General features: G+C 70.2%; 9 protein-coding genes, 1 tRNA gene and 1 pseudogene. 7 read left to right on the forward strand and 4 right to left on the reverse strand.

All coding sequences use genetic code 11. The annotated features are described in order from the left end of the window. The 6 genes and pseudogenes from VFZ39_RS03285 to VFZ39_RS03310 all read left to right on the forward strand — a co-directional run. Positions 1-783, forward strand: a pseudogene (locus tag VFZ39_RS03285) (DNA polymerase III subunit gamma/tau); the annotation flags it as partial. Between the two features lie 34 nt (positions 784-817). Further along, a complete protein-coding gene (locus VFZ39_RS03290) occupies positions 818-1,192 on the forward strand; it encodes a YbaB/EbfC family nucleoid-associated protein (RefSeq protein WP_330864296.1) in 375 nt (124 codons plus the stop codon). A 10-nt stretch (positions 1,193-1,202) separates the two neighbouring features. Further along, positions 1,203-1,802, forward strand: a complete 600-nt coding sequence (recR, locus tag VFZ39_RS03295) for a recombination mediator RecR (RefSeq protein WP_330864297.1) — start codon at positions 1,203-1,205, stop codon at positions 1,800-1,802. Continuing rightward, positions 1,795-2,388: a DUF5063 domain-containing protein gene (locus tag VFZ39_RS03300; RefSeq protein ID WP_330864298.1), complete on the forward strand. Its 594-nt coding sequence runs from the start codon at positions 1,795-1,797 to the stop codon at positions 2,386-2,388. The genes recR and VFZ39_RS03300 overlap by 8 nt, the downstream gene beginning before the upstream one ends. Positions 2,389-2,440: 52 nt before the next feature. Beyond that, positions 2,441-3,712 (forward strand): aspartate kinase, encoded by a 1,272-nt coding sequence (locus tag VFZ39_RS03305; protein WP_330864299.1) that lies wholly within the window; start codon positions 2,441-2,443, stop codon positions 3,710-3,712. Beyond that, positions 3,709-4,758 carry an aspartate-semialdehyde dehydrogenase gene (locus VFZ39_RS03310; protein WP_330864300.1) on the forward strand — a complete coding sequence of 350 codons (1,050 nt, stop codon included), beginning with the start codon at positions 3,709-3,711 and terminating at the stop codon, positions 4,756-4,758. The genes VFZ39_RS03305 and VFZ39_RS03310 overlap by 4 nt, the downstream gene beginning before the upstream one ends. Before the next feature lie 85 nt (positions 4,759-4,843). Here the strand turns inward: VFZ39_RS03310 and VFZ39_RS03315 are convergent, their stop codons facing one another. The 3 genes from VFZ39_RS03315 to VFZ39_RS03325 all read right to left on the reverse strand — a co-directional run bounded on the left by VFZ39_RS03315 (position 4,844) and on the right by VFZ39_RS03325 (position 6,614). Beyond that, positions 4,844-5,443 carry a hypothetical protein gene (locus VFZ39_RS03315; RefSeq protein WP_330864301.1) on the reverse strand — a complete coding sequence of 200 codons (600 nt, stop codon included), beginning with the start codon at positions 5,441-5,443 and terminating at the stop codon, positions 4,844-4,846. Between the two features lie 89 nt (positions 5,444-5,532). Further along, a tRNA-Pro gene (locus tag VFZ39_RS03320) sits at positions 5,533-5,606 on the reverse strand. Between the two features lie 90 nt (positions 5,607-5,696). Next, entirely contained in the window at positions 5,697-6,614 is a 918-nt protein-coding gene (locus VFZ39_RS03325; protein ID WP_330864302.1) for a metallophosphoesterase, read from the reverse strand. Between the two features lie 26 nt (positions 6,615-6,640). Here VFZ39_RS03325 and VFZ39_RS03330 point away from each other — a divergent pair, with 26 nt between their 5' ends. Then, positions 6,641-7,102: a GatB/YqeY domain-containing protein gene (locus VFZ39_RS03330; RefSeq protein WP_330864303.1), complete on the forward strand. Its 462-nt coding sequence runs from the start codon at positions 6,641-6,643 to the stop codon at positions 7,100-7,102. 37 nt (positions 7,103-7,139) lie between these two features. Here VFZ39_RS03330 and VFZ39_RS03335 read toward each other — a convergent pair whose 3' ends face one another. Beyond that, the gene (locus tag VFZ39_RS03335) at positions 7,140-9,590 is read right to left on the reverse strand and encodes a penicillin-binding protein (protein WP_330864304.1); all 2,451 of its coding nucleotides are present in this window, start codon (positions 9,588-9,590) and stop codon (positions 7,140-7,142) included. Positions 9,591-9,838 lie beyond the last annotated feature (248 nt).

The following is a 9,838-nucleotide window of genomic DNA, read 5'->3' on the forward strand; positions in this document are numbered from 1 at the left end:
GCACCGAGCGTGGAGCAACCAGCGACCGCACCGACCGTCCTCGCGCCTGCCGCCGCGGCCAGACCTGACCGGGAGCCCGAGGAGGCGGCCGAGCCGGACCCGGCTCCCGAGCCCGCGCCGGAACCGGTGATGCGAGCCGAGACCGAGCCGGGCCACACGCCGGCCCCCGCCCCCGAACTGAAGGACGCGCCGGCGGTGGGCGCTCTCAGCCTGGTCGAGGTCCGGCGGCTGTGGCCCGACATCGTCGAGGCCACCAAGATGCGGCGCCGGGTGGCGTGGATGCACCTCACGCAGAACTCGCAGGTGATCGGCGTCGACGGCCGGACCCTCACGCTCGGCTTCACCAACGTCGGTGCCCGCGACTCGTTCGTCAACGGTGGCTGTGACGAGATCCTGCGCCAAGCAGCGATCGACGTGGCCGGAGTCGACTGGAAGGTCGAGGCGATCGTCGACCCCAGCGCCGGGGGAGGCCGCACCGAGCCCGGCTCAGCACCGGCACCGGCACCGGCCGTGCCGTCGACCGCCGCGCCCGCGTTCGCCTCCGAGCCGTCCGGCGCTCCCGACTGGGAGGGTGACGCCGGCGAGGACCCAGCGCCTGAGTCAGGTCCGACCGCCCAGGCCGCTCCCGCGGCATCGAGCGCACCCGAGCCGACGCGCTCGGGCGACCCTGACTCCGACGCCCACCCCGACGACCCCGACGCCGAGAACAGCGGGCTGGCGGGCGCCGAGCTGCTCGAGCGCGAGCTCGGTGCCGAAGTGATCGAGGAGATCCGTCACTCGTGAACCCACCACAGAGGTGAACCAGAGAGGTGACCCCATGACCCAGGACCCGTTCGAGAGCGCCGGTGGCGGCAACCCCTTCGGGGGTGGCGGCTTCGACCTCAATGCCCTGATGGAACAGGCGCAGCAGATGCAGACCCAGCTCCAGGACGCGCAGGAGAAGCTGGCCGACGCCCGCGTCGAGGGCACCGTCGCCGGCGGTGCGGTCACGGTCGTCGTCAACGGTGTGGGGGAGCTGGTGGCGGTCGAGATCAAGGCCGGTGGATTCGACGGCTCCGATCCCGACGACCTCTCCGACCTCGGCGACATGATCGTGGCCGCCTACCGCGACGCCAAGGCGCAGGCCGACACGATGGCGTCCGAGGCCCTGGGCCCGCTCGCCGGTGGCGGCGGCATACCAGGCCTCGGATAGGACTCACGCGTTGTACGAAGGCATCGTCCAGGACCTGATCGACGAGCTCGGGCGACTGCCCGGGGTGGGTCCCAAGAGCGCGCAGCGGATCGCGTTCCACCTGCTGCAGGCCGACCCGACCGACGTACGCCGGTTGGCCGACGTGCTGATCGAGGTCAAGGCCAAGGTGCGTTTCTGCTCGATCTGCTTCAACGTGTCGGAGGCCGAGCAGTGCCGGATCTGCAGCGACCCCCGGCGCGACGCCACGGTGCTGTGCGTCGTCGAGGAGTACAAGGACGTCGTCGCCATCGAGCGCACCCGCGAGTTCCGTGGCCGCTACCACGTGCTCGGTGGGGCGATCTCGCCACTCGACGGCATCGGGCCCGACCAGCTCCGGATCAGGGAGCTCCTCCAGCGGCTCGCCGACGGCACGGTCACCGAGGTCATCCTCGCCACTGACCCGAACCTCGAGGGCGAGGCGACCGCGACGTACCTCACACGGATGCTGAAGGACGTCGGGTTGCGTGTCACGCGATTGGCGAGTGGACTGCCGGTAGGAGGGGACCTCGAGTACGCGGACGAGGTCACCCTCGGACGAGCATTCGCTGGACGGAGAACCGCCGATGACTGACGCCCCCACGACCCCCGAGAGCGATCTGGACTTCGCGCAACAGATCGCCGACCAGGTCGCTTCGTTCCTGCTGGCCCTTCGAGAGATCGCACGCGAGAACGACGGGGGCCGCGCGGTGTCGCTGCTGCTGCTCGAGATCTCGCAGATCCTGCTCGCCGGCGCCCGGCTCGGCGCACAGCAGGACTTCACGCCGCGCTCGGAGTACCAGCCCGATGTCGGGCCCGAGGCAGACCTCGACCAGCTCCGGCTGCGGCTCGCAGAGATGCTCGGCGACGTCGACACCTACTCCTTCGTGTTCGACCCCTACGTGCCCGAGGTGGTCGAGAGCCAGCTGTCCGACGACCTGTGCAGCATCGCGCTCGACCTCGAGAACGGGTTGCGCCACTACCGCAGCGGCAACGTCGCCGAGGCGCTGTGGTGGTGGCAGTTCTCCTACGTCTCCTCGTGGGGCAACTTGGCCGGCGCCGCGCTCAACGCGCTGCTCTCGGTCGTGTCCCACGACCGGCTCGACGCCGAGTTCCCGACCGAGAAGCCGCTGATCGAGATCGCGGAGGCGGTCCTGGACGCCGAGGACTCCGGCGACTGACCCCCCGTAGAATCGACCGCGGCCAGCACCCCGACCCAGGAGCGAGACCCCGGTGGGCATTGTCGTGCAGAAGTACGGCGGATCGTCGGTCGCGGACGCGGCCGGCATCAAGCGCGTCGCCCAACGGATCGTCGCCACCAAGAAGGCCGGTCACGACGTCGTCGTCGTGGTCTCCGCGATGGGGGACACGACCGACGAGCTGCGGGACCTCGCCGAGCAGGTGACGCCGCTGCCGCCGCCCCGCGAGCTCGACATGCTGCTCACCGCGGGCGAGCGGATCTCGATGGCCCTGGTCGCGATGGCGATCGCCCAGCTCGGCCACAAGGCGCAGTCGTTCACCGGGTCGCAGGCCGGCGTGATCACCGACTCCGCGCACGGCCGCGCCAAGATCATCGACATCACGCCCGGCCGGATCGAGAATGCCATCGCGTCCGGGGCGATCGCGATCGTCGCCGGCTTCCAGGGCGTCTCGCAGGACACCAAGGACATCACGACGCTCGGTCGGGGTGCCTCGGACACCACGGCCGTCGCGCTCGCGGCGGCTCTCGGTGCCGATGTCTGCGAGATCTACTCCGACGTCGACGGCGTGTTCACCGCCGACCCGCGGATCGTGCCCACCGCGCGCAAGCTCAGCCGCGTCTCGACCGAGGAGATGCTGGAGATGGCCGCCTCGGGGGCCAAGATCCTCCACCTGCGGTGCGTCGAGTACGCACGCCGCTACCACATGCCCGTGCACGTGCGTTCCTCCTTCAGCCAGAAGGAGGGCACCTGGATCGTGCCCGAACCCGAGCAGGGAGACGAGATGGAACAGGCGATCATCGCCGGGGTCGCTCACGACCGCAGCGAGGCCAAGATCACCGTGGTCGGCGTGCCCGACAAGGTGGGCGAGGCAGCCCGGATCTTCGAGGCGCTGGCCACGGCCGAGATCAACATCGACATGGTGGTGCAGAACATCTCGGCCGCCGCCACCGGCCTCACCGACATCTCCTTCACGCTGCCGCGCGCCGACGGTCAGACCGCCATGGGGGCGCTGGCGCGGATCCAGAACGAGGTCGGCTACGACAAGCTCCTCTACGACGACCAGATCGGCAAGGTCTCCCTGATCGGGGCCGGGATGCGGTCGCATCCGGGAATCACCGCCCGGTTCTTCGCCGCGCTCGCCAGCGCGGGGGTCAACATCGAGATGATCTCCACCTCGGAGATCCGGATCTCGGTGATCGTCGACGAGCCGGAGGTGGACGCGGCGGTGCAGGCGACGCACACGGCGTTCAACCTCGACGCCGACGAGATCGAGGCGGTCGTCTACGGCGGGACCGGGCGATGACCGGGGTGCGGCTCGGCATCGTCGGGGCCACCGGCCAGGTGGGCGTGGCGATGCGCCAGATCCTGCTGGAGCGCGACTTCCCGGCCGACGAGATCCGGTTCTTCGCCTCCACCCGGTCGGCCGGCACGGTGCTGCCCTTCGGCGACCGGGATGTCGTGGTGGAGGACGCCGCCACCGCCGACCCGTCCGGGCTCGACGTGGCGCTCTTCTCGGCCGGCGCCACCACCTCGCGTGCCTTGGTCCCCGCGTTCGTCGACGCCGGCGTGGTCGTGGTCGACAACTCCTCCGCGTTCCGCCGGGACCCGCACATCCCCCTGGTCGTCTCCGAGGTCAACCCGGACGCGATCGCCCCGGTGCTCGCCGCCGGTCGCGGCATCATCGCGAATCCCAACTGCACCACCATGGCGGCTATGCCGGTCCTCAAGCCGCTGCACGACGACGCTGTGCTGACCCGGCTGGTCATCTCGTCGTACCAGGCCGTGTCCGGCTCGGGCGTCGCCGGGGTCGAGGAGCTCGCCCGCGGCATCGAGGCGGCGGGTGAGAAGGCGCGCGAGCTGGCCTACGACGGTGAGTCTGTCGCGTTCCCCGAACCCGAGAAGTACGTCGCGCCGATCGCCTACAACGTCCTGCCGCTGGCCGGTTCGATCGTCGACGACGGGCTCAACGAGACCGACGAGGAGCAGAAGCTCCGCAACGAGTCGCGCAAGATCCTCGACATCCCCGACCTGCCGGTCTCGGGGATCTGCGTCCGGGTACCGGTCTTCACCGGGCACTCGCTGTCGGTCAACGCCGAGTTCGAGCGGCCGATGACGCCGCAGCGAGCCGCTGAGCTGCTCGCCGCCGCGCCGGGCGTGGAGCTGCTCGAGGTTCCGACCCCGCTCCACGCGGCCGGCAAGGACCCGTCGTACGTCGGACGTCTGCGGCAGGACCCCGGAGTCGACGGTGACCGCGGGCTGGCGATGTTCATCAGCAACGACAATCTCCGCAAGGGCGCCGCGCTCAACACGATCCAGATCGCCGAGCTGGTCGCCGCCGCCCGCGCGTAACGGTGCTCTGAGTGCGCTTCCCACCCCCGTACAACGGGTGGGAAGTACACGGGAGGCACCGTTACCCAGGCGCACCGGCGCCCGCTCAGCGGTGCAGGTGGTCCTCCGGCGTCTCGACGAAGTTGGTGCTGACCCAGTGGGCGAGCGCGTACGCCGCCATCGACACGGCCGGGACCACCAGCGCCGCCCACCACTCGAAGAGCTCGCCGGTCAGGAACAGCAGGACCACCAGGGCGACCACGCCGACGCCGAGGAGGCTGGTGCTGCCGGGGTCCGCGACGCCGAGCCGGTCGAGCAGCACCCGGCCGACCACCACGAGCAGCGCCAGGATCGCGAGCAGCACGAGGAACCCGGGCCGACCGCACGACGACGTACCGCGCGCGACCTCGCACAGCCGCAGCGAACCCCACACCAGGCCGACCAGCAACGCCCCCACGACGAGACCGGTGAGGATCGCGGCCACCCGGCCGGTGACCCGTGGACCGGCGCTGGGCTCGCCAGGCTCGGGATGCTCGACGGGTCCGAGCGGTTCCGGCTCCGGGGTGGGACCCGGCTCGACGGCGGCCTCGGGGGCTTCCGAGTCCGGGGGCGCGGCCGCGTCGCCACGCGACTTCCGCTTGCGCCCGAAGCCGAAGGACGGCAGCTCCAGCGAGGGGCCGTCGTTCCCGGGACCCTTCTCGGCCATGCGGGCGAGTGTGCCAGACCGCATGTGGCGACAGCCGGACCCGCATCTGCAGATCCGGCTGTCCGGGGATGTCCTGAGACATCACAACGTCGGGGTGACAGGATTTGAACCTGCGGCCTCGTCGTCCCGAACGACGCGCGCTACCAAGCTGCGCCACACCCCGATTGCGTCCTGGGATCGCCTCCCGGCCCGCAAGCACGCACACCTTACCCGAGCGCGAAGCGCGCTCCGAAATCGGCCCGAGACGGGTCCGTCAGCCCCGCTCGGTCAGGGTCAGCAGGGTCGCCTCCGGCCGGCACGCAACCCGGATCGGGGCGTACGGCGAGGTGCCGAGGCCGGCCGACACGTGCAGCCAGGACGACTGCGGATCTCCCGGACGGGAGTCGGCCGGGTGCCGGTGGAGGCCCTTGGCGCGGGCCGGCTCGAGGTCGCAGTTGGTGGTCAGCGCGCCCACGCCGGGGACGCACACCTGTCCGCCGTGGGTGTGGCCCGCGAAGATCGCGTCGTAGCCGTCGCCCGCCAGCTGGTCGAGCACCCGCAGGTACGGCGCGTGCGCCACCCCCACCCGCAGGTCGGCGGTCGGATCGGCCGGCCCGGCGATCGCGTCGAGGTCGTCGTACTCGAGATGGGGATCGTCCACGCCTGCGAACGCCAGCGTGGTGCCCCCCACCTTCAGCGAGTCGCGCCGGTTGGTCAGGTCGAGCCAGCCCGCTTCCTTCAGGCCGCGACGCAGGTCCTCGTACGGGAGCGGAGCGCTGTCGACGTGGCGGGTGCCGTCGTCGGGCAGCAGGTAGCGCACCGGGTTGCGGAGCGTGGGGGAGAAGTAGTCGTTGGACCCGAAGACGAAGACGCCCGGCACGTCGAGGAGGTCCCCGAACGTCTCGAGCACCACCGGCACCGACTCGCGGTGAGCGAGGTTGTCGCCGGTGTTCACGACCAGGTCAGGACGCAGCCGGCTCAGGTCGCGGACCCACGCCTGCTTGCGACGCTGGCCCGGCGTCACGTGGAGGTCGCTGAGGTGCAGCACCCTCAGCCGGCCGTGGCCCGCCGGCAGCACCGGCAGGGTGGCCTCACGCAGCACGAAGCGACGAGTCTCGGCCACGGCGTAGGCGGTCACCGCAAGCCCGCCGAGGGCCGTGGACGCGAGCAGCGGTGCGACCGGAGGAGCCATGCTCCCAGGCTGTCACAATGACGGTCATGAGCGCGCTGAAGGACCGACTCCGCCAGGACCTCACCACGGCCATCAAGGCCCGCGACGACGTCCGTTCCTCGACGCTGCGCATGGTGCTGACCGCCATCACCAACGCGGAGGTCGCGGGCAGCGCGGCCAGAGAGCTCACCGACGACGACATCATCGGTGTGCTGTCGACGGAGGCGAAGAAGCGGCGCGAGGCCGCGCAGGCATTCGCCGACGGTGGCCGCGCCGAGATGGCGGAGAAGGAGCGGGCCGAGGCGGTGGTGATCGCCGACTACCTGCCCGCCCAGCTCAGCGACGCCGAGATCACCGAGCTGGTGCGAGCCGCGATCGAGCAGGTCGGCGCGGCCGGCGAGGGCATGCGCGCGATGGGCAAGGTGATGGGCGTCCTCACGCCCCAGACCAAGGGCCGGGCAGATGGGGCGGCCGTCGCTGCCGAGGTACGCCGCCAGCTGGCTTCCTGACCAGCAGCCGGGTCCGACCTACTGGTCGGACGGGCGCCTAGTCGTCGTCGTCGCCACCGCCGCCGCGGCCTCCGCCGCCGCCGCCGCCGCCGCCGTTACCGCCTCCGTTACCGCCTCCGCCGCCGTTACCGCCTCCGCCGCCGTTACCGCCTCCGCCGCCGTTGCCGCCACCGCCGCCGCCGCCGCCGCCACCGTTGTTCTTCGGAGGCGGCGGGGTGTACCCGTTGGAGATGTAGAGCGTCACCGGGGCGCCGTCGAAGTAGCTCTCGCCACCGCTGGGGTCGGTGAAGGCGACCGTGCCCTCCGGGTAGCCGGAGTTGACCTCGGGGCCGACGACCGCACTGAAGCCGGCGTCCTCGATCATCCGGCTCGCGGTCGCGATCGACATGCCGTTGACCGAGGGCACCGTGCCCGCCTCACCGAGCAGCGCGTTCACGTCCGGCGGAGTGAAGGTCGCATCGTCCAGCCACTGCTGGACGGTGCCCATGGCGCTGCCCCACATGGGTCCGGCCAGACCTGATCCCGAGACGTTGTAGAGGGTCTGGCCACCGACCACCTGACCGTAGAGGCGGATCGGCTCGCCGTTCGAGTTCGCTCCGGCCAGCATGGCGGAGGTGGCCAGGTTCGGCGTGTAGCCCACGAACCACACCGCCTTGCCCTCCTGGGTGGTACCGGTCTTGCCGGCGTCCTCCTGGGCGATGGTGATACCCGCACCGAAGCCGCCGGGCGCGAGCACGCCCTTGAGGATGTCGTTGACCGTGTCGGCGACCGCGTTGGAGAGCACCTGGCGACACTGCTCGGGGTACTCCTTGAGCAGGTTGCCACGCAGGTCCTCGATCGCGGTCACCGGACGGGAGGCGCAGTGCTCGCCGCGGGCGGCGAAGGTGGCGTAGGCCTCGGCCATCTCCAGCGGGCTGACGTCGGAGACTCCCAGGGTGAAGGACGGGACCCGCTCACCGCCGGGGTTGGTGAGCACGATGCCCATGTCCTTCGCCAACTGGTAGGGCTTGCAGAGTCCCGTGATCTGCTCGAGGTTGGCGAAGAACGTGTTCACGGAGTTCTGGGTGCCGGTGTAGAGGTCGTAGGTGCCGCCTCGCCCGTCATAGTTGGCGGGCTCCCAGACCGTCGTGCTCTGGTACGGACAGTCCTTCTGGCCGAACTGGCTCTCCGGGATGTTCTCCTGCGCGGGGACGGTCAACGAGTAGTCCGGGGGGACGCCCTGGGAGAGCGCCTGGGCCAGGACGAACGCCTTGAAGGTCGAGCCGGGCTGGAACCCGTTGGAGTCGCCGTACTCCTGGGGCACCACGTAGTTCAGGTAGGTCTGACCTCGCGACTTGTCGCGCCCCATCGGGCGCGACTGTGCCAGGGCCTTCACGTCGCCGGTGCCGGGCTCGACCATCGCCATGCCGCCGATCGCCTGGTCGGTCGGGTCGACGGTGTCCCGGACCGCCTTGTCGGCGGCCGCCTGGTAGCGCAGGTCGATGGTGGTGCGGATGGTGAGGCCGCCGGTGCGCAGCGTCTGCTTGCGCTCCTCACGGGACTTGCCCAGCGAGCGGTCCTTCATCAGGTAGTTGAGGACGTAGTCGCAGAAGAAGGGTGCCCGCGAGTTCACACAGCCGTTGTCGCTCGGCTGGACGTTGAGCTTGATCTTCTGCTTCTTGACCCTCTCGGCCTTGCGCTCGGTGATCACGTTGAGCTGGGCCATCCGGTCGAGCACGACATTCCGGCGCTCGAGCGCCGCGTCCGGCGAGTTGGTCGGGTCGAGGCCGGTGGGGTTCTTGACGATGCCGGCCAGCAGCGCGGACTCCGCGAGGTTCAGCTGCGACGCGTTCTTGTCGAAGTAGTGGCGCGCGGCCGACTGGATGCCGTAGGCGCCGTCGCCGAAGTACGCCAGGTTGAGGTACCGCTCGAGGATCCAGTCCTTGGAGTACTTCTCCTCGAACGCGATCGCGTATCGCAGCTCCTGGATCTTGCGGGCGAACGTGTCGTCGGTGGCCGCGATCCGCTCCGCCTTGGTGTCCGCCTGGTTCACCAGGGTCAGCTTGACCATCTGCTGGGTGATCGACGAGCCACCCTGCACCACGCCACCCTGGGCCTGGTTCGTGACCAGCGCGCGGAGCGTGCCCTTCAGGTCCAGTGCTCCGTGCTGGTAGTAGCGGTAGTCCTCGATCGCGACGATCGACTTCACCATGATCCGGGAGACCTGGCTGAGCGAGACGTTGATCCGGTTCTGGTCGTAGATCGCGGCGATGGTGTTGCCCGCGCCGTCGACGAGCCGCGTCTTCTGCGCCAGCGGCTCGACCGTGAGCTCGGTGGGCAGGTTGTCCATGCTGCGGGAGACGTCGCGCGCAGCGATGCCCGCGAGGCCGGCGAAGGGGATCGCGAGCCCCGCGACGACCACGCCCATGACCACCGCCACGAGACCCATCACACCGAGGTGTGACAGGATCCGGGCAGGGCTCAGCCGCTCGTCGGATGGCACAGACATGCGGCCCACGATAACCGGCAAGTCGTAGCCCCACCGATTCCTGACCACTCCGACCTAGTCATTTCGGACTACTGCATTTGGGCTGAACGAGTCTGTGACTGGTATGGCCCAGTTCTTTACCTTTCACTGGCGGGATCGAGTCGGGATGTCATGGGGACTCCCGAATCCCGGACGAACTGTGGGGAACGTCGTATGTGGATCGAAGACTGGGCTCCGGCGGCCGCGTGCCGCGATCAGCAGCCCGACGC

It is taken from the genome of Nocardioides sp. (assembly GCF_036374615.1).
In the GTDB taxonomy this organism is placed as follows: Bacteria; Actinomycetota; Actinomycetes; order Propionibacteriales; family Nocardioidaceae; genus Nocardioides.

Coding starts and splice junctions, on each gene's coding strand:
- VFZ39_RS03290 (WP_330864296.1), top strand. CDS start 818: ATGACCCAGGACCCGTTCGAGAGCGCCGGTGGCGGCAACCCCTTCGGG.
- VFZ39_RS03300 (WP_330864298.1), top strand. CDS start 1,795: ATGACTGACGCCCCCACGACCCCCGAGAGCGATCTGGACTTCGCGCAA.
- VFZ39_RS03310 (WP_330864300.1), top strand. CDS start 3,709: ATGACCGGGGTGCGGCTCGGCATCGTCGGGGCCACCGGCCAGGTGGGC.
- VFZ39_RS03315 (WP_330864301.1), bottom strand. CDS start 5,443: ATGGCCGAGAAGGGTCCCGGGAACGACGGCCCCTCGCTGGAGCTGCCG.
- VFZ39_RS03325 (WP_330864302.1), bottom strand. CDS start 6,614: ATGGCTCCTCCGGTCGCACCGCTGCTCGCGTCCACGGCCCTCGGCGGG.
- VFZ39_RS03330 (WP_330864303.1), top strand. CDS start 6,641: ATGAGCGCGCTGAAGGACCGACTCCGCCAGGACCTCACCACGGCCATC.
- VFZ39_RS03335 (WP_330864304.1), bottom strand. CDS start 9,590: ATGTCTGTGCCATCCGACGAGCGGCTGAGCCCTGCCCGGATCCTGTCA.